General features: G+C 69.0%; 22 protein-coding genes and 1 pseudogene. 10 read left to right on the top strand and 13 right to left on the bottom strand.

From position 1 onward, the window contains the following. Positions 1-157: 157 nt before the first annotated feature. From ACZ60M_RS05195 to ACZ60M_RS05175, 5 genes are all read left to right on the top strand, one after another. The gene (locus ACZ60M_RS05195; protein WP_465414874.1) at positions 158-1,249 is read left to right on the top strand and encodes an ABC transporter permease; all 1,092 of its coding nucleotides are present in this window, start codon (positions 158-160) and stop codon (positions 1,247-1,249) included. 2 nt (positions 1,250-1,251) lie between these two features. Next, positions 1,252-2,145 carry an ABC transporter permease gene (locus tag ACZ60M_RS05190; RefSeq protein ID WP_465414872.1) on the top strand — a complete coding sequence of 298 codons (894 nt, stop codon included), beginning with the start codon at positions 1,252-1,254 and terminating at the stop codon, positions 2,143-2,145. Between the two features lie 4 nt (positions 2,146-2,149). After that, positions 2,150-3,241, top strand: a complete 1,092-nt coding sequence (locus ACZ60M_RS05185) for an ABC transporter ATP-binding protein (RefSeq protein ID WP_465414870.1) — start codon at positions 2,150-2,152, stop codon at positions 3,239-3,241. Beyond that, positions 3,234-4,301 (top strand): ABC transporter ATP-binding protein, encoded by a 1,068-nt coding sequence (locus ACZ60M_RS05180; protein ID WP_465414868.1) that lies wholly within the window; start codon positions 3,234-3,236, stop codon positions 4,299-4,301. The genes ACZ60M_RS05185 and ACZ60M_RS05180 overlap by 8 nt, the downstream gene beginning before the upstream one ends. A gap of 66 nt (positions 4,302-4,367) precedes the next feature. Then, positions 4,368-6,149, top strand: coding sequence for an ABC transporter substrate-binding protein (locus ACZ60M_RS05175; protein WP_465414866.1), 1,782 nt, complete (start codon positions 4,368-4,370; stop codon positions 6,147-6,149). 225 nt (positions 6,150-6,374) lie between these two features. Here ACZ60M_RS05175 and ACZ60M_RS05170 read toward each other — a convergent pair. From ACZ60M_RS05170 to ACZ60M_RS05135, 8 genes and pseudogenes are all read right to left on the bottom strand, one after another. After that, positions 6,375-7,049, bottom strand: a pseudogene (locus tag ACZ60M_RS05170) (restriction endonuclease); the annotation flags it as partial. Positions 7,050-7,173: 124 nt separating this feature from the next. Further along, positions 7,174-9,087, bottom strand: a complete 1,914-nt coding sequence (gene pknB / locus ACZ60M_RS05165) for a Stk1 family PASTA domain-containing Ser/Thr kinase (RefSeq protein WP_465414864.1) — start codon at positions 9,085-9,087, stop codon at positions 7,174-7,176. A 73-nt stretch (positions 9,088-9,160) separates the two neighbouring features. Next, positions 9,161-10,459, bottom strand: coding sequence for a serine/threonine-protein kinase (locus ACZ60M_RS05160; protein ID WP_465414863.1), 1,299 nt, complete (start codon positions 10,457-10,459; stop codon positions 9,161-9,163). Positions 10,460-10,677: 218 nt separating this feature from the next. Next, on the bottom strand, positions 10,678-12,138 hold the full coding sequence (locus ACZ60M_RS05155) for a penicillin-binding transpeptidase domain-containing protein (RefSeq protein WP_465414861.1): 1,461 nt from the start codon (positions 12,136-12,138) through the stop codon (positions 10,678-10,680). Beyond that, positions 12,135-14,135: an FtsW/RodA/SpoVE family cell cycle protein gene (locus ACZ60M_RS05150; protein WP_465414859.1), complete on the bottom strand. Its 2,001-nt coding sequence runs from the start codon at positions 14,133-14,135 to the stop codon at positions 12,135-12,137. The genes ACZ60M_RS05155 and ACZ60M_RS05150 overlap by 4 nt, the downstream gene beginning before the upstream one ends. Before the next feature lie 54 nt (positions 14,136-14,189). Next, the gene (locus ACZ60M_RS05145; protein ID WP_465414857.1) at positions 14,190-15,467 is read right to left on the bottom strand and encodes a PP2C family protein-serine/threonine phosphatase; all 1,278 of its coding nucleotides are present in this window, start codon (positions 15,465-15,467) and stop codon (positions 14,190-14,192) included. A 117-nt stretch (positions 15,468-15,584) separates the two neighbouring features. After that, positions 15,585-16,070, bottom strand: a complete 486-nt coding sequence (locus ACZ60M_RS05140; RefSeq protein ID WP_465414855.1) for an FHA domain-containing protein FhaB/FipA — start codon at positions 16,068-16,070, stop codon at positions 15,585-15,587. A gap of 203 nt (positions 16,071-16,273) precedes the next feature. Then, positions 16,274-16,987 (bottom strand): FhaA domain-containing protein, encoded by a 714-nt coding sequence (locus ACZ60M_RS05135; protein WP_205325867.1) that lies wholly within the window; start codon positions 16,985-16,987, stop codon positions 16,274-16,276. A gap of 239 nt (positions 16,988-17,226) precedes the next feature. Between ACZ60M_RS05135 and ACZ60M_RS05130 the strand changes: the two genes are divergently transcribed. Further along, positions 17,227-17,565 carry a helix-turn-helix domain-containing protein gene (locus ACZ60M_RS05130; RefSeq protein ID WP_465414852.1) on the top strand — a complete coding sequence of 113 codons (339 nt, stop codon included), beginning with the start codon at positions 17,227-17,229 and terminating at the stop codon, positions 17,563-17,565. Between the two features lie 73 nt (positions 17,566-17,638). On the opposite strand, the gene hisC is transcribed toward ACZ60M_RS05130, so the two are convergent. Both hisC and ACZ60M_RS05120 read right to left on the bottom strand, forming a co-directional pair. Further along, positions 17,639-18,694 carry a histidinol-phosphate transaminase gene (hisC, locus tag ACZ60M_RS05125; RefSeq protein ID WP_465414850.1) on the bottom strand — a complete coding sequence of 352 codons (1,056 nt, stop codon included), beginning with the start codon at positions 18,692-18,694 and terminating at the stop codon, positions 17,639-17,641. After that, positions 18,691-19,563 (bottom strand): RDD family protein, encoded by an 873-nt coding sequence (locus ACZ60M_RS05120; protein ID WP_465414848.1) that lies wholly within the window; start codon positions 19,561-19,563, stop codon positions 18,691-18,693. Before ACZ60M_RS05120 ends, hisC begins: the two co-directional genes overlap by 4 nt. 503 nt (positions 19,564-20,066) lie before the next feature. On the opposite strand from ACZ60M_RS05120, the gene ACZ60M_RS05115 reads away from it, so the two are divergent. Continuing rightward, positions 20,067-20,759: a DUF4190 domain-containing protein gene (locus tag ACZ60M_RS05115; protein WP_465414846.1), complete on the top strand. Its 693-nt coding sequence runs from the start codon at positions 20,067-20,069 to the stop codon at positions 20,757-20,759. A gap of 56 nt (positions 20,760-20,815) precedes the next feature. On the opposite strand, the gene nagA is transcribed toward ACZ60M_RS05115, so the two are convergent. Next, positions 20,816-21,931 (bottom strand): N-acetylglucosamine-6-phosphate deacetylase, encoded by a 1,116-nt coding sequence (gene nagA / locus ACZ60M_RS05110; RefSeq protein ID WP_465414844.1) that lies wholly within the window; start codon positions 21,929-21,931, stop codon positions 20,816-20,818. A 167-nt stretch (positions 21,932-22,098) separates the two neighbouring features. On the opposite strand from nagA, the gene ACZ60M_RS05105 reads away from it, so the two are divergent. Then, positions 22,099-22,884 carry a DeoR/GlpR family DNA-binding transcription regulator gene (locus ACZ60M_RS05105; protein WP_208498914.1) on the top strand — a complete coding sequence of 262 codons (786 nt, stop codon included), beginning with the start codon at positions 22,099-22,101 and terminating at the stop codon, positions 22,882-22,884. A 19-nt stretch (positions 22,885-22,903) separates the two neighbouring features. Here the strand turns inward: ACZ60M_RS05105 and ACZ60M_RS05100 are convergent, their stop codons facing one another. Next, positions 22,904-23,233: a nucleoside triphosphate pyrophosphohydrolase family protein gene (locus tag ACZ60M_RS05100; protein WP_465414842.1), complete on the bottom strand. Its 330-nt coding sequence runs from the start codon at positions 23,231-23,233 to the stop codon at positions 22,904-22,906. A gap of 69 nt (positions 23,234-23,302) precedes the next feature. Continuing rightward, complete coding sequence (locus ACZ60M_RS05095; RefSeq protein WP_465414840.1) at positions 23,303-23,704, bottom strand: hypothetical protein; 402 nt, start codon at positions 23,702-23,704, stop codon at positions 23,303-23,305. 195 nt (positions 23,705-23,899) lie between these two features. Between ACZ60M_RS05095 and ACZ60M_RS05090 the strand changes: the two genes are divergently transcribed. Then, positions 23,900-24,550, top strand: coding sequence for a LysE family translocator (locus ACZ60M_RS05090; RefSeq protein ID WP_465414838.1), 651 nt, complete (start codon positions 23,900-23,902; stop codon positions 24,548-24,550). Between the two features lie 38 nt (positions 24,551-24,588). Continuing rightward, entirely contained in the window at positions 24,589-25,218 is a 630-nt protein-coding gene (locus ACZ60M_RS05085) for a ribonuclease FAU-1 family protein (RefSeq protein WP_465414929.1), read from the top strand. The last annotated feature ends 423 nt before the right edge of the window (positions 25,219-25,641 follow it).

The raw sequence follows: 25,641 nt of genomic DNA, 5'->3' as shown, positions 1-25,641 counted from the left end.
ATAACGATTCCGTCTCAGGGCTGGCGTGCCCCCGGTCACGGCAGGTAGCTTCTTAACTAGAAACAATCTTTCCAATTTGTTTCGCCCCCCGTCGTCCGAGGCTCACCGGCTCTTCCTCGAGCCGGGTCCCGACTAACGCACGAAGGAGTGCACCGAGGTGACCGCACCTGTCGCACCCCCTCCGCAAACCGCGGAAGGTACGCAATCCCGCACCGCCGCCCGCGTGGTGCGGCGCATCTGGACCTCCTACGTCTTCCGCCGCATCCTCCAGTCCGTGTTCGTCATCTGGCTGGTCGCGACCATCACCTTCATGCTCATGCAGCTCATGCCGGGCGACCCGATCGAGATCATGGCCGGGCGCCTCAACAGCGCGGGCATGTCGCACGACCAGGCCATGGCCACCGCCGCGAACATCGTCTCCTACGACCCGGACGCCAGCGCCTGGTCGCAGTACCTCGACTTCCTCAAGGGCCTGGTCACGCTGGACCTGGGCAACTCGCTCACCAGCCCCAGCACCTCGGTCTTCGACCACGTCATGCAGTACCTGCCCTGGACGCTGTTCGCCGTCGGCGCCGGCATCGTCCTGGCGGCCGTCATCGGCCTCTCGGTCGGCATGGCCACGGCCTACCGGCGCGGCTCGGTCCTCGACCACACCATGACCTCGGTCGGCTCGTTCCTGACGGGCGTGCCGAACTACATCCTCATCGCCGCCGTGGTCGTCCTCGGCTACACGGTGCTGGGCATCCTGCCGTTCCTGGACATGCGCGGCCGCGTCACCGCAGGGATCGAGCCCGGTTTCAACCCGGTGTTCTTCGGCGACGCGCTCTTCCACGCGATCCTGCCGATCCTCGCCTTCGCGTTCACCTCCACCGGCGCGTTCATGCTCAACATGAAGGCCGCCACGACCGAGGTGCTCACCGAGGACTACGTGACCGTGGCGCGCGCTCGGGGCCTCAAGCCCGGCCGCATCAGCCGCAACTACGTCGGCCGCAACGCCCTGCTGCCGGTCGTCCCGCAGATCGCCCTCCAGCTGGGCATGCTCGTCGGCGGCTCCATCGTCATCGAGCAGATCCTCAACTACCCCGGGGTCGGGCAGATGCTGATGCAGGCCATCGGCAACCGCGACTACCCGGTGGTGCAGGCCGCCGTCATCATCCTCGCCACGTCGGTGGTCATCACGAGCCTCATCGTGGACCTCCTGCTGGTGAAGATCGACCCGCGCATCAAGTCCGAGAGCCAGGAGGCGTGAGCATGACCGCAGTAGACACTGCCAAGCCTCGCCGGAAGTTCCGGGAGAGCACGTTCGGGCAGATCTGGACCGGGCTCACCCGCTCCCCCGCCGGTTTCGCCGGGACGGTGCTCGTGCTGGGCATCGTCGGGTTCTCGTTCATCGGCCCGCTCGTGGTCGACCAGCACAACCCGACCGACACCACGCAGATCTGGACCGCGCCCTCGGGCGAGCACTGGCTCGGCACCCAGTACGAAGGCAAGGACACCTTCACGATCCTGGTGAACTCCGGGGCGGAGCCCATCTGGGTCGGCGGCATGGCGGCGATCATGGCCGTGTTCGTGGCGGTCGTCCTCGGCTCGGTCGCCGGGTACTTCCGGGGCCGGATCGACGCGGTCCTGCTCCAGCTCACGGACGTCACGGTGACGATCCCGCAGTTCCTCCTGATGATCGCGGTCGTCGCGTTCTTCGAGGACATCCCGCCGTGGGGCGTGGCCATCGTGGTCGGCTCCACCATGTGGGCGTTCCTGTTCCGGTCCATCCGGGCGCAGGTCATGTCCCTCAAGGAGCGCGAGTTCGTCGAGGCCGCGAAGCTCCAGCACCTCGGCACGGCCCGGATCGTGTTCCGGGAGATCCTGCCGAACATGGCCGGGTTCATCTTCGTGAACTTCGTGATCGCCGTGAACCAGGCGATCTACGCGATCGTCGGCCTCTACATCCTCGGCCTCATGCCCTCGGGCACGCCCAACTGGGGCCTGATGATCCACCTGTCGTGGCAGAACAACTTCTTCCTCCTGCCGGTCGCGATGCCGTACGTGCTCGCGCCGCTGCTCATGATCGTGCTCTTCACGATCGGTCTCGTCACCATGGGACGCGGCCTCGACCAGGCCCTCAACCCGCGCCTGAGGGAAAGGTAAGACCATGACCGACCCGATTCTCAGCGTCCGCGACCTCTCCATCGCGTACCGCACCGGCCGCAAGGAGTCCGTGACCGCTGTCAGCGGCATCGACCTGGACCTCTACGAAGGACAGTCGCTGGCGCTCGTCGGCGAGTCCGGCTGCGGCAAGACCACTCTCGGCCTCGGCCTGCTGCGGCTCCTGCCCGGCCTGGGCGAGATCACCTCGGGCTCGCTGACCTACCGGTTGAAGGACGGGTCCACAGCGGACCTGTTGAAGATGAAGCCGGAGCAGCTGCGCCGCTTCCGCTGGGCCGAGGCCGCGATGGTCTTCCAGGGCGCCATGAACGCCTTCAACCCGGTCATCAGGATTCGCGACCACTTCGCCGACACCCTCCGGGACCACTCGGACGGCAAGAAGAAGTGGACGAAGGCCGCCGTCGAGGCCCGCGCCGGGGAGCTCCTGGAGACCGTGCGGCTCGACCCCGACCGCGTCCTCCAGTCCTACCCGCACGAGCTGTCCGGCGGTATGAAGCAGCGCGCGCTCATCGCGCTCGCCATCGCCCTCGACCCGCAGGTGCTCGTCCTCGACGAACCGACCACGGCCCTCGACCTGCTCACGCAGCGCTCGATCGTGCAGCAGCTCCACGAGCTGCGCAAGAAGTTCGGGTTCACGATGGTGTTCATCACCCACGACCTCGGCCTCGCCGCCGAGCTCGCCGACCGGGTCGCCACCATGTACGCCGGGCGGATCATCGAGACCGGTTCGGCCCGCGACATCTTCTACGAGCCCAAGCACCCTTACACGGCCGGGCTCATCAACGCGGTCATGCCCGTCAAGGGCGCACGGCCCCAGCTGGAGTCGATCCCCGGCTACCCGCCGAGCCTCAAGGCGATGCCGAGCGGCTGCGCGTTCCACCCGCGGTGCGCGTTCGCCACGGACGAGTGCAAGCGCGAGCGGATCGACCTCGACCTGCTCGCCGCGCGCCCGCTCGGCATGAGCCACACGGCCGCGTGCCTCCACCACGACCAGGTCCGCTTCGAGCGCAAGTGCGACGAAGCCCCTGCGAGCACGGCCCTTATGGGCACCGTCGAAAGCGAGACCGCCGATGTCTGAGACTCCGCTGCTCAAGCTGTCGGGCCTGGAGCAGGTCTTCGACACCCGCAAGGGCCCGGTCGCCGCCGTCGGCGGCGTCGACCTCGAAGTGAAGGCCGGCAAGGTCCTGTGCCTGGTCGGCGAGTCCGGCTGCGGCAAGACCACGACCGCCCGCGCGGCGGCCGGGATCACCAAGCCCACGTCCGGCGCCGTCGAGTTCCGCGGCAAGGCCCTCACCGAGATGAACACCGCTGAGCGCACCGAGTACCGGCGCTCGGTGCAGTACATCCACCAGGACCCGTACGCCGCGCTCAACCCGACCCGCACCGTCTACTCGACGCTCACCGCAGGGCTCAAGCGCCACGGCCTGGTCAAGGGCCGCGCCGAGGCCCGCGCGAAAGCCGCCGAGCTCCTGCGCCTCGTGGACCTCACGCCCCCCGAGTCCTACCTGGACTCCTACCCGCACCAGCTGTCGGGCGGCCAGCGCCAGCGCGTGAACGTCGCCAGGTCGCTGGCGATGGACCCGAAACTGCTCATCTGCGACGAGTCGACCTCCATGCTGGACGTCTCGATCCGGGTGAGCCTGCTCAACACCCTCGGGCGGCTGCGCGACGAGCTCGACGTCGGCTTCCTGTTCATCACCCACGACCTGGCCGTCGCGAAGTACTTCGCGTGGGACGGCGAGATCGCGGTCATGTACCTGGGGAAGGTCGTCGAGCACGGCCCGACCCCGGAGGTCATCGGGAACCCCCAGCACCCGTACACCAAGGCCCTCATCGGCGCGGTGTGCGAGCCGGACCCGGACCTGGCGAAGGCGAACCGCTCGGCGGACCAGCTCCGCTCGGCGGAGATCCCGAGCCTGCACGACCTCCCTACCGGGTGCGCCTTCCACCCGCGGTGCCCGGCTTTCGAGCCGGGCCTGTGCGACGGCGAGCGGCCGCTGCTGCAGCTCTCCTCGCGGAGGAACGTGGCCTGCCACGTGGTCGCCCGCGACCGCATCAAGACCACAGTGGACGACCGGACCCTCACTTTCGACGCCGTCCCCGGCTCGCGGCGGCCCGAACCCGAATCAGCCATCTGACCTCGGTACCCCTGCTCAACCCACCTACACATCACTGCCCTCTACATTGATTGAAAGGAAACGGCGATGACCTCTCAGCGATTCGAGCTCAGCCGACGCAACCTCATGCAGGCGGTCGGCCTCGGCGCCGGCGCCGTTGCGACCGCCGGCGTCCTCGGCGCCTGCCAGGCCGAAGGCGCGGAAGGCGAAGGCGCCAACGGCACCTTCATCTACGTCTACCCGTTCGACATCACCACCCAGCACCACAACGCGGCGATCAACAACGCCGCGCTCCTGGTCCCCGCGCCGGTCGCGGAGCTGTTCCTGCCCCGCCCGGCGATCCTGGACTGGGAGACCCTGGAGTGGATTCCGCAGCTGGCCGAGTCGGTGAGCCTCGACGGCACGACGCTGACGATCAAGCTGCGCTCGGGCGTCAAGTGGACCGACGGCAACGCCGTCACCGCGAAGGACGTCGTCGGCACCATCTACCTGCAGAAGCTCAACGCCGCGCAGGGCACGGTCGGCTGGGACCAGCTGGTCTCGGCCACCGCTGACGACGACACCACGGTCACCGTCACGTACTCGGCGGCGTTCCCCGGCGTCGAGCACGGTGCGCTGAAGGCCCAGATCCTCCCGCACGCCCGCTACGGCGAGTGGATGGACGAGGCCCAGGGCCTGGTCGAGGCCGGTGCCATCCAGGGCAGCCCGGAGCAGTCGGCGCTGGCGGAGAAGATCGCGGCCGTCGACTTCAAGGACGAGGACCCGATCACCAGCGGCGCCTACATGTTCGACCAGATCGGCGACACCGTCATCTCCTTCAAGGTCCACCCGGACGGCCTCTTCGCCGACCAGGTGAAGTTCGCGAAGATCGAGGTCCAGAACGGCGACAACGCCGCCGCGGTGCAGATGCTGCTCTCGCGCGAGATCGACTACTGCACCCAGGTGCTGGGCGCGACCGACCGCCAGACCATCGCCGGAGTGGAGGGGCTCAAGGAGCTCTCGACGCCGGGCTTCGACGGCATCGGCCTCATGCTCAACCAGGGCCGGTTCCCCGAGTTCGCCGACGCGCGGGTGCGCAAGGCGTTCATGTACATCCTCGACGGCGAGTCCATCGGCGAGATCGCGAAGGGCAACGGCGGCTACTACATCCCGGCGACCTACTCGGGCCTGCCCGACCCGCACGCCGAGGGCCTGTTCGACGACGTCGAGCTGGAGTTCTACGCGCCGGACCACGCCAAGGCCGAGACGCTGCTGACCGAGGCGGGCTGGAAGAAGGAGTCCGACGGCTGGCACACCCCGGCGGGCGACGTCGCCAAGTACGCGATCACCGGCGTCGAGGGCTGGACCGACTTCGTGCTCTCGGGCGAGCAGGCCGCGGCCCAGCTCACCGAGTTCGGCATCGCGGTCGAGTACAAGAGCGTCCCCGAGGACAACCCGTGGGGCATCTGGGGTGCGGGCGACTACGACATCGCGGTGCGCCAGTGGGCGAACCCGTTCGTGCCCTACGCCTACGGCTCGTGGCAGATGGCCTGGTTCACGGACAACGCCGGCACCGCCGACGCCGCGGGCATGGGCATCCCGACCGACTCGGTCGACTCGCCCAGCCAAGGCAAGGTGAACGTCAACGAGGTGTACCTCAAGGCCCAGCAGGGCACTGAGGAGGAGCAGGCCGCGGCGAACAAGACGCTCGGGATCGTGTTCAACGAGACCCTGCCGCGTCTGCCGCTGTTCCTGAACCAGCGTGTCAGCTACGGCATCGAGGGCGCCCGCGTGGCGGCGGTCGACCCGGGTGCGTACGCGCTCAACGACGTCTACTTCGACAACCCGATCATGGTCCGCCTCCTCGAGGGCGGCATCGAGCCCAAGTAAGGCTCGCCGTGATCCTGCTCCCCGGGCGACCTGCTCGCGCCCGGGGAGCTCCCTCCCCCTCTGAGCAGAAGCTCGGATCGGGTCTTCAGCCCCGACCCGAAGCCGCGCAAGACCGAGGCGGGTCAGCGCGGTGGACGAGAGAAGCAAGGCCCCGGCCCCGCGTCCCCACAGGACGCAGGGTCGGGGCCCTGCCGCGTTCGTGGTCCAGTACCCCTATCAGGACGGTCAAGCCAAGTAGTGTTGGACCGTTTGACGGATGGCCTCCGCATGGAGGTAGATGTCATCAATCGACACGATCAGATGGCGGGTCTCGTTCTTCTCACTGTCGAACAGGCCAAGGTATTTCTTGGACTTCCCGTTGAAGTGGAGCCGGGCGATGGGCTTCCGGTTGTTGTCGTCGATCAGGATGGCGAAGTAGCTCTTCGCATCACGGTGGGTGATTCGATGCGGTTTCACCTCACTGCAGGCGATGGCCTTGACGATCTGGAAGGCCCCGATCTCCTCAAGTATGGTCTCGACATCCGATTGCGGCCCGGCCAGAGCTTCATTCGCTTCCGGCTCGCCAGCAGGCCTTTCGACTTCGGCTTCGACGGGCGCCGCGAATGAAGAGCCCAGGGCGGTCTGGAGTCGGGTGTTGACCTGGTCGTTGAGGAACTGCGTCGAGGCCTTCATGACCAGAGGAGTGAACTGGTCGCGAACCCGCTGGGTAAAAGAGCCCTCGTAGATGCGGGTCGTGAGGAACCGAACCCATTCCATCTCGGGTTCCTTGAACTGGGCGGCAAGCGTCCGCTTGATCTGGCCGATGTACTTCAGCTCTTCAGCGGCGTTGATAACCGATTCAAGGTCGAAGGACTCCTTGCTGAGCTTGTGCAGCTCGGGAAGCAGCGTCTCGTCGATATCGACCCATGTGCAATCTGGATGGTGCCGCGAAGTTCAGCGAAGATGATCGCCTTGCCTCGGGTCCTACCAAAACGCAAGGGCCCCACCGCGAAGCGGTGGGGCCCCTTTTCGTTCGCGTTCTGCGCTAATTATTACCGTTGTTGCAGGTCGGGTCGATCGGGTTGCAGCTCTCACTCGGCGACTCCGAAGTCGCGTCGTCGCCCCCTCCGCCGCCATCCTCGCTGGCAGCAGTGATGGTGACCGCCGAACCCGGCGCGACAGCCATACCGCTAGTGATCTGGCCGTCCTCATTGGTAACAGCCTCGATCGTCGTGGCCGTCGCATCACCGTCGAGCGTGACCTGAAGCCCCGCCGCCTGCAACGTCGCCTGCAACGTCGCCGGCGTAGTCGCAGCATCCCACGTGACGACCACGCCCTGCGCGGTGATCTTCACCGTGGTGCCCTCAGACTCGGTCGAATCCTGACCAGGCGTCTGCGCGTAAACGACACCCTCCGTGGTGCCCTCACTGCCATACACAACCTCGACCGTGAACTTGTAGTCCTCCAGCGTGCTGGTCGCGAGCTCGACGGTCATCCCGACGACATTCGGCACCGTGGCCTGCCCGCCAGCCGAGACCGTGAGCGTGACCTCGGTCAGCGGCTCCACCGAATCGCCGCCCTCGGGGTCTTGGGACAGGACCTCGCCCGAAGGCGCAGTGCTGTCCTGCTCGACCACCTTGACCTTGAGGTTCTGACCTTCGAGCGTGTTGGTGGCCTCGTCGACATCATCGCCGACCACGTCCTCCACAGTGACGTTCTCGGGCTTGACCATCACGGTGATCGTCACCGTGTCGCCCTCTTCGACCTCACTGTTCTGCTCCGGGGTCTGCGCGATGACGAAGCCGATGTCCGTGTCTTTCGGGTCGGTCGCGACCTGTTGCTCGACCTTGAACTCGAGGTTCTGGCCCGTCAGTGTCGCCTCGGCATCCGCCTGCTTCTGCCCGACCACGTTCGGCACCTCGACCATCGCCGAGGACTCGAGCATCTTCATGATCCCCCAGGACGCCGCGGTGACCGCGACGAGCGCGAGGATCACCCCCAGGGCGATCAGCCACGGGCGGCGCTTGCCCGACGAAGTCTGGATCGGCGTGATCGGGGCCGTCGAGTCGGCGCCCGCGAGCAGCTGCGTCCGGTCGCCCGCGCTCATCACCGCAGGCGCGAGCACCGCCTGCCCGCGCGCGGCGCGGATCAGGTCCTCGCGCATCTCCCCGGCCGAGTGGTACCGGTTCTCGGGGTTCTTCGCGAGCGCCTTCATGATCACGGCGTCGACGGATTCCGGGATGTTCGGGTTCAGCTCCGACGGCGGCCGGGCCTCCTCGCGCACATGCTGGTAGGCCACGGAGACCGGGTTGTCGCCGGTGAACGGCGGGTGCCCCACGAGCAGTTCGTAGAGGACGCAGCCGACCGCGTACACGTCCGAGCGGGCGTCCACGGTCTCGCCGCGCGCCTGCTCCGGCGAGAGGTACTGCGCGGTGCCGATGACCGCGCTGGTCTGCGTCATCGTCGCCTGGTTCGAGGCCAGGGCCCGGGCGATGCCGAAGTCCATGACCTTGACCTGGTTGGTGTCCGAGAGCATCACGTTGCCGGGCTTGACGTCCCGGTGGATGATGTGGTGCTTGTGGCTGAAGTCCAGGGCCGAGCACATGTCGGCCACGACCTCGCACGCCGTCGCCGGGTCGAACCGGCCCTCGGCGAGCAGGACCTCTTTGAGGGTCCGGCCGTTGACGAACTCCATCACCATGTACGGGATGCCGGCGTCCTCGCCGGTGTCGAAGACCGCGACGATGTTCGGGTGGTTCAGGGACGCCGAGTTCTGGGCCTCGCGCTGGAAGCGGATGAGGAACGACTCGTCGCGAGACAGGTCGGCCCGCAGCAGCTTGACCGCCACATCGCGGCCGAGTCGCAGGTCCCGGCCACGGTGGACTTCAGCCATCCCCCCGTAGCCGACGACCTCGCCGATCTCGTATCTGCCGCCTAGCAGGCGGGGCTCTGTCGTCATCGCGTTTTACGTCCTCGTGTTCCGTTCATCGCGGCTTGATTCTAATCGCTGCAACAGGCCCGAAAGCCCGCTATCAGTCACAGGTGACCCTCAGGCACGAACCGAGTCCGCCGTCGTTGGACTCCGGGTCGTCGGCGGTGCTCGGTTCCTCTTCGGGCTCGCTGCTCTCGCTGGAGCTCTGCTGGTTCTGCTCGGGCGTCTCCGAACCATCCCCGGCGTCGCCGCCGGGGTTGCCGTTGAAGGCGACCAGGAGCCACACGATACCGCCCACCAGGACCAGCGCCACCACACCGGCGAGCACCATCACCAGCTGCCGCTGCTTCGCCGGGTTGGACGCCGGAGCGGACCCCGCGGCTCCCAGGTTGATCCCGGGAGGCGTGGAACCGGGCGGGACGTGCCCGCCGTGGGTCAGCTGGTGCGGCGGGTGCGGGGCGGCGGTCATCGGCTCGGCGACGCCCGCGGGCGGGCCGCCCATGCTGACGACGCCCGCGCGGCGCGGGAGCTGGCCGACCGGCGGCATGACCGAGGTCGACATCGGGTTGGCGTCGACCGCGACGCGCGCGAGCTGGGCCATCTCGGTGGCGGTGGCGAACCGCTGGTGCGGGTCCTTGACCAGGGAGCGTTCGACGAAGGCGCGCACGCCCGGCGGGATGTCCGGCGGGAGCGGCGGGGGCGGGGTGCGCACGTGGTGGAGCGCGAGCTCGATGGGGTTCTCGGCCTGGAACGGGCGGTGCCCGGTGAGGCCGTGGAAGGCCACGACGCCGAGCGAGTACATGTCGGAGGCGGGCAGGACGCCGGTGCCTTCGGCCTGCTCGGGGGCGATGTAGGAGGCGGTGCCCATGACCGAGCCGGTGGCGGTGAGGTCCCCGGACGCGCCGGAGCGGGCGATGCCGAAGTCGGTGAGGACGGCCTGGCCGTCCCGGTCGCGCACCAGGATGTTGCCGGGCTTGATGTCGCGGTGGATGATGCCGCGCTCGTGGGCCTGCTGGAGGGCTTCGGCGGTGGCGGCGATGATCGGCATGAGCTCGCGGGCGTCGAGGCGGCCGCGTTCGGCGATGAGGTCGGCGAGGGACTTGCCCTCGATGAACTCCATGACGAGGTAGGCGGTGGTCTCGCCGCTGGGCAGTTCGGCGTTGCCGAAGTCGTGCACGTTGACGATGTGCGGGTGTGTGAGGCCGGCGACCATCTTCGCCTCGGCGATGAACCGCTTGGCGAAACCGGGCTCGCTCAGGAGCGCGGGGAGCATCGCCTTGACGGCCACGGTGCGTTCGAGCACGGTGTCCTCGGCCCGCCAGACCTCGCCCATGCCTCCCACCGCAATGCGCTCGCGCAGGCGATAGCGTTGCCCGAGGAGCATTTCGGGGCTCAACACGGCGTCTCCTCATTTCGTCGGGAGGGATCAGCTCCGGGGGATCGGCGCTTCAGTCTATAGGCAGGCCGCCCGGGGCCAGGCTCGTCGTGCGGCCGCGCTGCCGCGCGACACCTCGGCCCCGACCTCTCGGAATATCCACGTCCGGGTGCGCCGTTCGGTTGCCGCATCAGAGGATCGTGAGGAAACTGTGTCTTCGCCGCGATCATTCCCAGGTGCGGCTACTCATCACTGCCCTCCAGGACCTGCTGCATGAGGTCGCCGGAGATCTCGGCGGCCTTCGACGAGGCCCCCGAGCCGTAGGAGTCGAGGAACACGCACACGGCGACGGCCGGTTCGCCGTCCTTGTCCATGGCCCAGCCGTGGAACCAGCCGTGGTCGGGGTCGGGGTTCTCGCCGTCCTCGGAGTGCTCGGCGGTACCGGTCTTGCCGCCGACGGTGTAGCCGTCGACCTGCGCGGCCGTGCCGGTGCCGTTCTCGACGACCGCTTCCATGAGGATCTGCAGCTCCTGGGCGGTGTCCAGGTCGATCGAGCGGCCCAGGTTGTCCTCGGCGAAGTTCTGGACGGTGTTGCCCTCGGAGTCGGTGAGCTCCGCGACGACCTGCGGGGCCATCCGGTCGCCGCCGTTGGCGATCGTGGCGGCGATGAGCGCGTTCTGCAGGACGGTCTCGCGGACCTCCTGCTGGCCGATGCAGGCCTGCGCGCGGAAGGCGTCCTCGGAGATGTCGCCGGTCTTCGACGCCACGGAGGCGAGCGGGGTCGCGTACTCCTCGCCGAAGCCGAACGCCTCGGTCATCGCGGTGATCTGCTCGGTGGTCAGCTCCTCGACGCACAGCTGCGCGAACGTCGTGTTGCACGACATCTCGAAGGCCTGCTCGAGCGTGTACTCCGCGTTGGGGCACTGGTTGTTGGAGTTGGTGATCTCGTGGTCGGTGTCCGGCGCGGTGTAGCCGTTCCCGGCCGGGACCATGTCGCTGGCCTTGCCGCCGTTCTCGATGTACGCGGCGGACACGATCGTCTTGAACGTCGAGCCGGGCGGGAAGAACTCCTGGCGGGTGAGGTCGAGCATGTCGCCGGACTCGTCGAGCGCCTCCTTCGCCTCCCTGGCGGTCTCGCCGTTGTTGGAGGAGACCTCGGTCGGGTTCCAGCCGGGGAAGGAGGCCTCGGCGAGGATGCGGCCGGTCTGCGGGTCGAGGACGACCGCGCCGCCCTTGACGCCGGTGTCGGCGAGCGCGTCGTACGCGGCCTTCTGCAGGTCCGGGTCGATCGTGGTGACGACGTTGCCGCCGGGCTTGTTCTCCTTGAGGAGGGTCGCCCAGAAGTCGTCGAAGGCCAGGAGCGAGCTCGTGCCGTTGAGCAGCGAGTTCTCGTACGCCTCGAGGTTGGACGCGCCGTAGTTGATCGACTTGAAGCCGGTGATGTTCCCGAAGTAGTCGCCTTCGGGGTAGTTGCGCTGGTAGCCGTACGAGCTGCCTTCTTCGGTGGGGATCGACTCGGCGATCACGGTGTCCCCGGCGAGGATCTGGCCGCGCGGGACCTCGTACTCGGCGATGAGGGTGCGGGCGTTCGCGAGGCCGTCGTAGTCGTCGTGGTGGAAGAACGTCACCCAGGTGGCCTGGACGATGAGCGCGCCAAGCAGGAGGAGCGCGATGATGCCCATGCGGCGAAGGGCCGGGTTCATTGGCCGCCCTCGTTCCTGTTGTCGTCGTTGCCGTTCGGCGGCTGCGGCCGCTGGTTGTAAGGGGCGCTGTCGAATGCAGAGGACGGCGGCGGCGGCGGTGGCGGCGTCTGCGGGGCCGGGCGCGTGGTGTTGCCGCCCGGGGGAGGCGGCGGCGTGCCGTACGCCGAGCCCGGCGGCGGGGGCGGGGTGCCGTACGCGGAGCCGGGGGGCGGCGGGGGCGCCTGCGGGGCGCGGGCGGTCGGGTTGCCGGGCTGGCCGGGTTGTCCTGTGGGGCCGCCGGTCTGGCCGTTCGGTCCGTTCGGCGGGGACATCGGCGGCATGGGCGGTGACATGGGCGGGCCGGAGACCGGACCGCCGGGAGGCGGTGAGAGGACGTCCTCTTCCATGGTGCCCTTGGTCGGGCCGCCGCCTTGCAGGTGCCCGGGGATGATGAGCTCGGTCGGCTGGTCGCCGCCCGGGATCGGGCCCGAGTCCATGACCCCGGCCAGCTCGCCCTTCGCCGCTTCTTCGGCGGCGCGCTTCGCGGCCTGCTCGGCCAGGAACTCCGGCGGGGCCTCGGTCTTCTGCAGGCCGAACGAGGCCTGCCAGGGCTTGCGGGCGTCGTCCGAGACGCGGATGAGCAGCCCGATCAGCAGCCACGAGCCGACGAGCGAGGAGCCGCCCGCGGCGAGGAACGCGGTCGTCTGGCCGGTCATCGGGATGAGCCCGGTGACGCCGCCGAGCACGACGAACAGCTGGAACGCGACCAGGAACGCCAGGCCCCCGGCCATGAGCGAGCCGAACAGGTCGCGCGACATGATGCCGGTCTTGAAGCCGCGCTGGACGAGGATCGCGTACAGCAGCAGGATCGCGATGAGGCCGACGAGCCCGACCTCCTCGCCGATCGCGGCGAGGATGAAGTCCGATTCGGACGCGGGGATCATGTTCGGGTTGCCCGAGCCGGGGCCGTTGCCGAGGACCCCGCCCGAGTTCATCGCGACCAGGCCCTGCACGAGCTGCCACGACGAAGGCGTGGTCCCGTCGCTGTAGACGTACTCGTACTTCCACGGGTCGAGCCAGATCGCCACACGCACCTGCAGGTGGCTGAAGAACGGGTAGATAGCGACGCAGCCGCCCACGAACATGGTGAGGCCGATGATGATCCACGAGGCGCGGCGCGTCGCCATGTACAGCATCGAGAGGAAGATGCTGAACAGCAGCAGCGAGGTGCCGAGGTCGCGCTCCATGATGAGCATCAGGAGGCTGGCGGCCCAGACGATGACGATGGGGCCGAGGTCCTTCATGCGCGGCAGCTGCAGCCCGAGAAACTTCTTGCCCGCCACCGAGAGCATGTCGCGCTTGCGCACCAGGTACACGGCGAAGAAGATCAGCAGCATCAGCTTCGCGAACTCGCTGGGCTGGATCGAGAAGCTGCCGAAGCGGATCCAGTTCTTCGAGCCGCCCGAGGACGAGATCGACGCGGGCAGGAAGCCCGGCAGGGCCGCGAGCGCGATGCCCGCGAACAGCAGGATGTACGCGTACCCGCGCAGCACCCGGTGGTTGCGGACCACGGCCAGGAGCACGGTCAGCAGGACCACCGCGGCCATGTAGTACATGAGCTGGCGCCCGCCCTGGCCCGCGAAGATCCCCGCGTCGGGCGGGAGCGGGTCGTCGGTCCTCGCGGTGCGGTCGATGCGTCTGATGTAGACGATGCCGATGCCGGTGAGGAACGCGGCGATCGGCACGAACAGCGGGTCGGCGTACGGGGCGAGGAACTTCACGGAGGTCCACGCGCACATCGACACGACGAAGATCAGGAGCGGCAGCGTGAACGTCACCGAGGTGGTGGTCCCGGTGAGCGCCGTGTCGATCGACAGCTGCAGGAGGAACACCGCGACGCCGCCCATGAGGAGCATGACGATCTCGCGGAAGACGCGCTTGGGCATACCCGTCAGCGGGGTGAGCGGCGGTTCCGAGGGGCCCGTCGCCCGGGCGGTCGCCGACATCGGCTGGGCCATCAGTTCCCCTTGCGTCTCAGTCCGGAATGCGATGTGAGCCTATATCGGCCGCGCTCACTCGTCGCGACAGTCCTTTGAAGCCGCAGGGACCGCCTCACTGCCGCCGTCCGCGGTGGCGCACAGCGGATCGAGGCTCTCGTTGCCCGCGTCCGGATCGACCAGCGCCTGCAGCTCGTCCTCGGCGGCCGCCTCGCCGCCGACGGTGATCCCGGACTCGAGGTCGGACTCGACCGAGTCCACGGCGTCAGCGGCGGGCCGGTCGGACTCGATGTCGAGCCATGCCAACCGGTATCCCGCCACCTCAAAAGGGAGGCCCCGGTAGAGGCTGATGTTGCCCGCCTCCGAGACCCCGATGAAGTACTGCGTGCGCGCCCACCACACGCCGCCCCCGGCGACGAGCGCGAGCACGATGAAGGTGGCGAGGATCGTGCGCCAGACGCGGCCCTTCTTGCGGGCCTTCGGCTGCTCGGCCGTCCCCGACTCGGCCCCGCCTTCTCCCCCGGCGTCGCCCGGCTCATCGGGTTCCTTGACGGCGCGGAGCACCGCCGTGTCCGACTCGGCCAGGCGCGCGTCGGCCGCGGCGCCGCCGATGATCTGGCGCTGCTCCCCCGGGTGCTCGGCGACGACGTCGGCGACGAGCACCGTCACGTTGTCGGGGGCCCCGGCGTCGAGCGCCTGCTGCACGAGGGTCTCGGCCGCCTCCTGCGGGCTCGCGGCGTTCTGCAGCGTGCGGGCGATGTCCGCGTCCGAGACGGGCCCGGACAGGCCGTCCGAGCAGAGCACGATCCGGTCGCCCGGGACGCCCTTGATGGTCTGGAACGCGGGCTCGACCTCGGCCGCGCCGAGCGCGCGCAGCAGCAGCGAGCGCTGCGGGTGCCGCTCCGCTTCTTCAGCGGTGATGCGGCCCTCGTCGACGAGCATCTGCACGTACGTGTCGTCGACGGTGATCTGCTCGAAGCCGCCCTCGCGCAGGCGGTACGCGCGCGAGTCGCCGATGTGCACGAGGTTGAACCACTCGCCGTCGAACCACAGGGCCGTGAGCGTCGTGCCCATGCCTTCTTTCTGCGGGTCGTCGGCGACCTGGCGGCGGATGGCCCGGTTCGCGTCCGCGACGGCGTCGGCGAGCTCGTCGACGACCGAGTCGGCGGGCGGGGGCACGTCCAGCCGGGCGACGGTGTTGATGACGATGGCCGAGGCGAGGTCACCGGCGGCCATGCCGCCCATGCCGTCGGCGACGGCGATGAAGTGGGACCCGGCGAACACCGAGTCCTGATTGCCTTGCCTCACCACCCCGCGGTCGGAGATGGCCGCGTATCGCAGGTGCAAACTCATGAATCAACCGCCGTAGCGCGGGCTGGCCCGCTGTTCGATGTCAACAACGCCGTCTCTCTCCACCCTTTTCCGGTGTTCCCCAGCATGCAGTCAGAGACTCACAGGTTCCTCGCGCTGCTAGGGACGCAGCTCGAAGGAGGAACGCCCGATCCGGATGGGCACCCCGAGCGGGACCGGCGTGGGTGCAGTGACTCTAGCGCGCCCCAGGTAGGTGCCGTTCGTGGAGCCCATGTCCTCGACGACCCACTGGCCGTCCTGCGGGCGCACGCGGGCATGCCGGTTGGAGGCGAAGTCGTCGCGGATGACGATCGTCGAGTCGGGCGCGCGGCCGATCGAGATGGGCTGACCCGAGAGCACGAACCGGCGGCCCTGCAGCTCGCCGGTGGTCACGACCAGCCACTGCGCCGCCTGCGCCTGCTGCGGACGCGCGCCGCGCCCGCCCGGGGCGGGCGGGGCCGACACCGGGCCCGCAGCGGGACCGGCGGCCGCGGGGCGGCGCTGGGCGAGCAGGTCGCGGGTGATCGTCCGGGCGGCGGCGAACACGAACAGCCACAGCAGCACGAGGAACCCGAACCGGGCGACGGTCTGGACTATCTCAGGCATTCGGCGCTCCCAGCGACTGAACGATCGGTCCCAGACACGGTAGCCCACCGTGACACGGGCGCAGAGACGAGCCGCCGAACCCGCCCGGTCATCCCACCGCTACGGGCATGGGGCCGTAGACCATTCAGTACGGCCGCCCCTGGAAAGCACGCTGCCCCGGCCCGACGGGCCAGGGCTTCACGTGGTCGCAGGCGGAGCCGGAGCTAACCCGCCTGGAGCGTAAGGGAAGTGGTGCCGATCTGGATCACGTCGCCCGGCTGCATGGAGACCGTGGCGATGCGCTGGCCGTTGACCAGAGTGCCGTTGGTCGAACCGAGGTCGGTCACCGAGACCTGGCGGCCGTCGAAGTCGACGCGCACGTGGCGGCGGGAGATGCCGACGTCGGGGAGGCGGATCTGGGCCTGCTCGCCGCGGCCGATGATCGTGGCGCCGTGGGCCACCGTGAACTGGCGGCCGTCAGCGGTCACCAGCACCGGACCCGTGGGGGCCTGCTGCTGCGCGGGGCCGTAGCCGCCGCCGGAGACCGGCTGGTCCATGCCCTCGTTCAGCGCTGCGACCTCGGCGGTCACACGGAACATGCCGGTGTCGAGGCCTTCGCCGCGCTCGATCTCGACGATGACGTCGCCGTAGACCGTCCAGCCGTTCTCGCCGATGAACTCGGCCTGGGACTGGGCCAGCTCCTGCGCCAGCGCCGCCGCGTACGGGGCGAGGCGGTCGTGGTCGGGGGGCGAGAGGTCGATGACGTAGCGGTTCGGCACCAGTACGCGCCCGCCGGCGAGGACCGCCTTGTGGGTCTCGGCCTCGCGCTGCATGGCGCTGGCGATCTCGACCGGGTGCACAACGCCCTTGAACATCTTGTTGAAGGTGCCCTCGAACAGGCCCTCCAGTTGTTTCTCCAAGCGTTGCAGAACGCTCACCGGTTCTCCTCCTCGTCAGACGCCATCCGGACCGTGACGCTCCCTTGAATAGCCGCGTCGTCTCCCGATGGTATCGGCTGGGTTCCAGCGACGGCGAGCGGTTGAGACGCAACCCTTCCCCGAGTCCGATTCGTATCCTCTGATCGGGTGAGTCCCATGTCGTCCAGTGGTACCAAATGTCGGGAGTCCCAGGCAGGGGTGGGTGGCGGCACCGGGTGAAGGCGCGTAGGGTGACGCGGGTGACAGATCGCGACTTCAGCTCATTCGTCCGGGACGTGCGCAAACGCGCGCACGTCGCGACTCGTGAGCTCTCCGACTCCGCCGGGGTCTCTAACCCCTACCTCCAGGGCGAGCGCGGCGTGCGCCGCCCCAGTGGCGCGGTCCTGCGGCAGCTGGCGCTGGCGCTCCGGGTGACCACCCCGATCATGTACCTGCGGGCGAACCTCGCGTCCGACAACGGCTCCGCGACCCCGCTGGCCATCGCCACCGACCGCGAGCTCACGTCGAAGCAGAAGCAGACCCTCGCCGAGATGTACGAGGCGTTCGTCGACGAGAACGAGCGCACCGCCTCCAAGTAGCGCTGCCTCCAAGTAGCACTGCCGAACAGACAGAGCCGGGCGCCGGTGGGGCGCCCGGACTCTCCTTCAGTTCTCAGGCTTCGACGAACTCGCGCAGCGCGTCCAGCATCGCGTCGTTCTCCTCCGGCAGGCCGATGGTGACACGCACCCCGTCTCCCGCGAAGGGCCGCACCAGGATCGAGCGCTGCTCGCAGTGCGCGGCGAACTCGACCGCGCGCTCACCGAGCGGCAGCCAGAAGAAGTTCGCCTGCGAGTCCGGCACGTCCGGCACCAGTTCCCGCGCGGCCATCACTGTGCGCTTGCGCTCCGAGGTCACCAGCGCGACCCGGCGGCGCATCTCGCCTTCCGCTTCGAGCGCGGCCAGCGCCGCCCGCTGTGCGGCCGCGTTGACGGCGAACGGGATCACGCAGCGGCTCACGGCGTCGGCCACGTCCGGCCGGGCGACCATGTAGCCCACGCGGAGGCCCGCTAGGCCCCACGCTTTCGAGAAGGTCCTGAAGACCACGGCGTTGGGCCGTGAGGCGTAGCGCTCGATCGCGTCCGGGCAGGCCGGGTCGGTCACGAACTCGCGGTAGGCCTCGTCGATCACGACGAGCACGTCCTCAGGGACCGTGGCGAAGACCCGGTCGAGCTCGTCGGCCGTGACGGCGGGTCCCGTGGGGTTGTTGGGGCTGCATATCACGATCGCGCGCGTGTCTGGCGTGACGGCGGCGAGCATCGCGTCGATGTCGTGGCGGTGGTCGGGCGTGTTCGGCACCTGGACGCTCTTGAGCCCGGCGACCGTGGCCGCGATCGGGTAGGCCTCGAAGGACCGCCACGAGTAGACGACCTCGCTGCCGGGTTTCGCGACCGCCTGCATGAGGTGGCCGATGAGGGCGACCGAGCCGGTGCCGGTGACGATCCGCTCGGCGGGCAGGCCCAGCCGCTCCGCGAGCTTGCCGCGGAGTTCGACGACGCCGAGGTCGGGGTAGCGGTGGACGTTCTCGGCGGCACCGGTGATCGCTTCCACGACACCGGGAAGCGGGCCGTACGGCACCTCGTTGCTGGAGAGCTTCACGGCGTCAGGGATCGCCTTGCCGGGAACGTAGCGGGGGATGGATGCGAGGTCTTCACGCAGAGGATCGCTCATCGTGAGGGCTCCTTCTCAGGGTCGGCCTTCTCGCTGCCCACCTCGACGACGGCGGTGCCAGGGGATTTGTCGTGCAGGCATTGGCGGAAGGGTTGGTCTCGGATGCACCATATCCCGTCGAGGATCCACAGCACCGCGCCGAAGGGGAAGCAGATGAGCGGCAGCGCGGCGTACGACCACCGCAGCAGGAGCCGGCCCCAGCCCAGGCTCACCGGCGCGAGCGAGACGACCTTGATCCCCATGAGCCGCTTGCCGACCGTCTGCCCGGTGTTGAGGGTCGCGGGGACCTCGTAGGCGAACCACAGGCCGAGCGCGATGAGCAGCACGATCCACAGCTGGTCGGACAGGCGCGAGGGGACGGTGACGTCCGCGGGGTCGGTGGCGGCGGCGACGTCGAGGAAGTACGGCCAGAACGTCTGCCACATCTGGTAGATGAAGTAGCCGTTGACGACCGCGTTGAGCGCGAGCATGCACAGGACGTCGACGATGCGGGCGACGAAGCGCTGGCCGGGGTGGGCCAGGACGCGGCCGCCGAGGATGCGGTGGATGTCGTGGCGGGTGATCCAGCCGACGGTGACGCCGAGGGAGCGGATCGGGACGGTGTCGGGCGGCTGCACGGCGCCGGGGACGCGCTGGATGACGCGCGGGGGCGGGCCGTCGCCGTAGCTGCGGTCCATCGGGAGGGTCTCGACCGGTGCGGCCACTGTGGTCGGAGGGAGCGGTTCGGGTTCGGGGTCGACCGGTTCGGGTTCGGCGGGGGGCTCGGCGTCGGCGGGGACGGGCTTGCCGACCCAGGCGCTGCCGTCCCAGTAGCGCTGCGTGGCCGGGTCGGCGGGGTCCGGGTACCAGCCGGGTTCGATCGTGGTCATCGAGGCCCATTCTTGCAGCCTCGCCGGAGCATTCCCAGTCAGTTCGGCCACAGCGGCTCGCCGCCATGCGAATCGGCCTGAAGACAACGACACGGCCCAGTCGGTTACTGCCTCGACTGGGCCGCTCGCAACGAACAGCACTTCCGACCGAGTTACCAAGCGTGAAGTCTTTAATAGCGGTGACTGGCCCCTAGGTGGCTGGTCCCGCTGTGCCTCCCGACGGCTCAGGTCGCACGTGGGTGCTCGGCGGCGGTGCCCGAATCCTTCCGATCTGCGGAGACCGTGTCCCCGGGAAGTCCTTCCGGATTCGTAACTCATTTCTACCCGCTTACTGACGGGTAGTAAACCCCTAACCGCGAAAAATCCGAGCAGACTTCTCGAACCGGCGATCGGGCGTGACTGCAGGAGCCCGCTGGTTCCCGTGAATCCCCACGGGACCGGTGGGATCTGGTCTACCTTGCGGGACATCGGGGCCGAACGCCCACAGAGCCGAGGAGGCCGCCATGACGACGTATCCGCCGACCCCGGGGCCGCCCGAACCCGAACCGCCCGAACCGGAACGGGGCAGCGAGACCGAGGAGGGCGGGACCCCGTTCTCAGGGAACCAGCCGGGCCCGGCCTCGACCGGACCCGAACCGGGCTGGAACCCGCCCGGGGCCAACCCCGAGGGCGTGCCGCACCCGACCCACGGCGAGACACCCGGCGAGACCCCGCGCGCGCCCGCCGACCAGCCGTTCGGCGGCATCCCGCCCGCTCCCCCGCCGCCCGGCGCCGGACCGAACCAGCCGCCACCGGCCGGAGGCGGGTACAGCCCCTACGCGGGAGGCGCGGTCCCGCCGCCGCCTCCGCCGCCGATGGCCTACAACGGCGGCGGGCCGCTGCGGAGCCAGGAACCGAAGAACGGCCTCGGGACGGCGGCCCTGGTCTGCGGGCTCGTCGCGATCGTCCTGTCGTTCATCCCCGTGCTCAACACGTTCACGTGGCCGCTGGGCGTCCTCGCGATCGTCTTCGGCGCGATCGGGTGGAGCCGCGCGAACAAGGGGCTCGCCACGAACAAGGCGCTCGCCATCACCGGACTGGTGCTGGGCATCGTCTCGTTCTTCACGTTCTGCCTGATCTACGTGCTCATCGGCGCGGCGGGCAGCGACTCGATGTACTACGACGCGGCGCCGCTGGTGATCGGGTCGATGCTGTAGCGGCGCAAAGCGAAGCGGGCCGGGCGCGATTGCGCCCGGCCCGCTCTCTTGCTCTGTCAGACCTGGAGCCAGGCGCCGCGGCGCATCACCGAGACGAGGTTGAAGTCGTCGTCCAGGACCACGGCGTCGGCGTACTTGCCGGCCTCGATCGCGCCGACGTCGTTCAGCCCCAGGAGCTCCGCGGGGGTCGCCGAGGCCATCTGGGAGGCGGCCTCCACGGACTGGCCCGCGAGGCGCACGGTGTTGCGGAACGCGTCGAGCAGCGTGATCGTCGAGCCCGCGATGATGTCGGTGCCCGCCACGGTGGCGACGCCGTCGGTCACCTCGACCTCGTGGCGGCCGAGCATGTAGCGGCCGTCGTCCAGGCCCGCCGCGTCCATCGCGTCCGAGACGAGGAGCGTCCAGGCCGGGAGCGAGGTGTCGAACGCGAACCGCATCGTGCCCGGGTGCAGGTGGACCGGGTCGGCGACGATCTCGGAGAAGATCCGCTCGTCGTCCAGGAGCGCCGGGATCGGGCCCGGCTCGCGGTGGTTGAACGCGCGCATCGCGTTGAACAGGTGCGTGGCGGCCTGCGCGCCCGCGTCGATCCCGGCGGTGGTCTGCTCGTAGCTCGCGTTCGTGTGCCCGATCGCGGGCACGACCCCGCGCTGGTCCAGGAACTCGATGGCCTCCAGGGCGCCGTTCAGCTCCGGCGCGATCGTCACCATCTTCACGGCGCCGCTGCCCGCCTCGATGAGCTCGGTCAGCTCCGACAGGTCCGGGTCGCGCAGGACCTCGACGCGGTGCGCGCCGCACTTCGCGGCCGAGATATAAGGCCCCTCGTAGTGGACCCCGGCGAGCGTCCCGTCCGCGACCAGGGGTTTGAGCGCCCGTGTCGCATCCAGCAGGAAGCCGTGGGTCGAGGAGACCAGCGAGGCCACGAGCGTGGTCGTGCCGCGCGAGGCGTGGAAGGCCGCGGCCCCCCGCGCCGACTCCGGGTCGCCGTTGGCGAGCGAGAACCCGCCGCCGCCGTGGCAGTGGACGTCGACGAAACCGGGCAGGACCCACCCCGTGGGCTCGCCGTCCCGTTCGAGGATGCCCTCGAACCGGTCCCCGTCGACGATCAGGGTCCCGTTGACGATCCCGTCAGGGGTGACGATTCGGCCCACGGCGGGCAGCAAGACGCCGTCCACGGCGCTCCTTCCAATCGATCCGGCGTGTATGGGCCCACCCCGGTGCGGCACAATGATCGTGAGCGCGCGAGCATGACTTGAGCACCGCCCGAGCGCCAGAAGACGTTCAACGAACACTATCGCGCAGACCGCGGCCCGCCCGCCGCGATCCCGACCCGAGGAGCGACGTGGACCGCTATGCCCGGTGGAACACCCTGCTGGAGATCCTCGCAGAGACCGGACGCATCACCGTGGAGGAAGCGGCCGAACGGCTCGGCGTCTCCCAGGCCACCATCCGGCGCGACTTCGACCAGCTCTCGCAGCAGCAGATGATCACGCGCACCCGCGGCGGCGCCGTCGCGGGCGGCATCTCGTACGACCTGCCGCTGCGGTACAAGACCGCGCGGCACGTCGAGGAGAAGCACCGCATCGGCACGGCCGCCGCCGGGCTCGTCAGCCCCGGCCAGGTCATCGCGTTGAACGGCGGCACCACTATTACGGAGGTCGCGCGGGCCCTCGCGACCCGCACCGACCTCGTCGCGACGCCCGGCTCGACCGGGCTGACGATCGTCACCAACGCTCTGAACATCGCGAACGAGCTCATCGTCCGGCCGCACCTGAAAGTGGTCGTGGTCGGCGGCGTCGTCCGCCCGCAGTCGTACGAGCTCATCGGCCCGCTCGCCGCGCCGATCCTGCGCGAGATCACCCTCGACATCGCGTTCCTCGGCGTCGACGCCATCGACATGAAACTCGGCGCGACCAGCCACCACGAGGGCGAAGCGGCCATCAACGCGCTCATGGCCGCCCGGGCGCGGAAAGTCGTGGTCATCGCCGACGGCTCCAAGATCGGCGGGCACGCGTTCGCGCGCATCTGCCCGACCGACCGCGTCCACACCCTCGTCACCGACGGCAACGCCCCGCCCGAGCAGCTGCGCGGCTTCGAGGAAGCCGGCATCCGCGTCATCGTCGTCTGAGGTTGTCGTCCAGACCGGCTCAGCGGTCGTCGCCGCTGCCGCCGATCACGCCTCGTTTCTGGCGATCGGCGAGTTTCGCGATGTTGTGCTTCGCGACGTCCTCGAGCGGCAGCTGGAAGTGGTCGGCGAGGACGGCGAGGTACCAGAGGACGTCGCCCAGTTCCTTCTTCAGGTCCTCGGTGTCCCACTGGGAGAAGTCGCTGTCCTTGTCGCGGATGATCTTCTTCGCCTTCTCGGCGATCTCGCCCGTCTCGCCGACGAGGCCGAGCAGGAGGTCGAACAGCACGTTCGGCTTGTCGTGGGGCGCGGCGGTGCGCAAGGCGGCCCGCTGGTACTCGTCCATGTCCATCCCGCAAGCCTAAGAACGGGTTTCGCCGCCGTGCCAAGAGGCACGGCGGCGTGAGTGTGTTTGCGTCACTTAGGCGTTGAGGGCCTCGTTGATCTTGCCGGTCATCGCGGCGATCGCGGGGCCGGGCTCGCCCTTGTGGGCGCGGGTCGCGGCCGCGATCGCGACGTCGACCGTGGTGCGGAAGTTCGCGGCCTCGGCCGGGTCCTGCGCCTGCAGCAGCTTCACCGACTCGGTGAGCGCGGGCAGCACCTGCTCGGCAAGGGCCGCACTGGACTTCGCGTCCAGCTTGAAGTCGTTCCGCTTCTCGGCGAGGACGTGCCCGACCGGTCCGGTCGCCGCGTACAGGGCCTGCGAGCCGCCGGTCGCGATCTTGTGGGCCGACTTCGGCCCGGCCCAGGCCAGGAGGGTGACGGCGCCGAAGGCGGCGGTGCGGATGGTGGACTTCTGCTGGGCGGAAAGGGTGATGCTCATCGTCTTGCTCCATCTTCGTTTCGGTGAGGTGTTCCTCGTTGATGAAGCAACTATGGGGCGCCGGACTTGCACCGCCCTGACGCCGACCTGACGCGGGTCCTGACACGGCTCTCACGGGACGGGAACCCGGTGGCCGGGAGCGTCGGGTGCGGGATGTAATCGGACGGTCCGCACGTGTTCGAGAAGGGGGCTCCAATGGTCGAATGGACCGCGATCGCGGGGATCGGGCTGGTCGCGCTCGGCATGGTGCTCACGCCGGGGCCGAACATGATCTACCTCGTGTCGAGGACCATCGCGCAGGGGCGACGTGCGGGCTACGTCTCGCTCCTCGGCGTTGCGGCCGGGTTCTCGGTCTACCTCGTGGCGGCCACCGCGGGCCTGAGTGCGATCTTCGTGCTCGTGCCGGTCCTGTACACCGCGTTGAAGATCGCCGGCGCGGCGTACCTGCTGTGGCTGGCCTGGCAGGCCTTCAAGCCCGGCGGCACCTCGGCGTTCGCACCGAAGGAGCTGCCGGAGGACTCGCCCCGGAAGCTCTTCACGATGGGCCTGGTCACGAGCCTGCTCAACCCGAAGATCGCGATCCTCTACGTCTCGCTGCTCCCCCAGTTCATCGACCCGGCGAGCGGACCCGTCGCGGTCCAGAGCCTCCTCCTGGGCCTCACCCAGATCGCGGTCGGCGTGACCTTCAACGGCCTCTTCGTCTTCGGCGCCAGCGGCATCGCCGCGTTCCTCGGACGCCGCCCGCTCTGGCTCAAGACCCAGCGCTACTTCATGGGCACGGTCCTCGCCGGACTCGCCCTCCACCTCGCCCTCGGCAAATCCCGCCCGGCCACCGCACTCCCCTAGAAACGGATGTCGCGGACCTCCGCCATAGGCTGTGCACCATGAGCTTTGAGGTCGGTCAGACCGTAATACGTCGAGATGTCCACAGCGACGGCCGTATTCGGGCAGTTTCCTCGGCTCGAGTCGTCGCCGATGATGAACGCGGCGTGTTGATCTGGACCGCCCTGGGTTCTGAGGTCATGTGGCGTACCACCCTCGCCGGTGACCTGGTCCGCAAGTTCTCGCTTGCTGAACTCGAGGCCACGCCGACGATGCTGTCCCCGAATCGATGGAGCGGCACCAATGTCCTCTGGCTGACACCGCCCGACTCGGCTTACTCGGTCTGGTGGTTCTTCAACGCCGACTGCGAGTTCTTCGGCTGGTACGTCAACCTGGAGACTCCCTCCGTTCGGTGGTCGGGCGGCTTCGACACGACCGACCTCGATCTCGACATCTGGGTCGAGCCGGACCGGACCTGGAACTGGAAGGACGAAGACGAGTTCGCCGAGCGCATCGGCCACCCCGAATACTGGACCGACGAAGAAGCGGCCGAGATTCGAGCCGAAGGCGAACGCGTCATCGCGCTTGCCGAGGCCGGAGTATTCCCCTTCGACGGGACCTTCACCGATTTCAAGCCCGACCCTTCCTGGACCCCGACGATCCTGCCGCCGCGCTGGGACCTCCCGCGATAGCTCGCTCGGCTCCTGACATGCAATGAGGCTTCGCGCGGGTCTCGCTTCGACTCTGGGTCGTTCGGTTCCGGGTTCAACCGGGCAGCGACAACGAGGTAGCCGAGGCCCGGGGCTGGGTGCTTCGGCTTCCTGGTCTTGTTCGCCTGCGGTTCGGGCGGGCAGCGACAGGAGGGTATCGGGCGGGGTCGGTTTCGAGCTTCGGGCAGGACCTGCCGGTCTTGGACATGCCGAGGGGCTCGAACCCTCTCGGGGTTCGAGCTGCGCTGCATCGTGTGGTGTTGCGGCGCTTCCCCCCAGCAGTCGCCCGCTGGGGCAGCCTAAGACCGGCACCGGTATCGGCACTGGCCCCGGTGCTGTCCCTGGGGCGGTGACCGGTGTTGTGAACCTTGCTCGGCATCGGGCTTTCGCGGCCCGCATCGCTCT

It is taken from the genome of Glycomyces sp. NPDC050141 (assembly GCF_055586545.1).
Note: the sequence above shows the minus strand (reverse complement) of the source record. Positions and strands in the feature narration are given on the sequence as shown.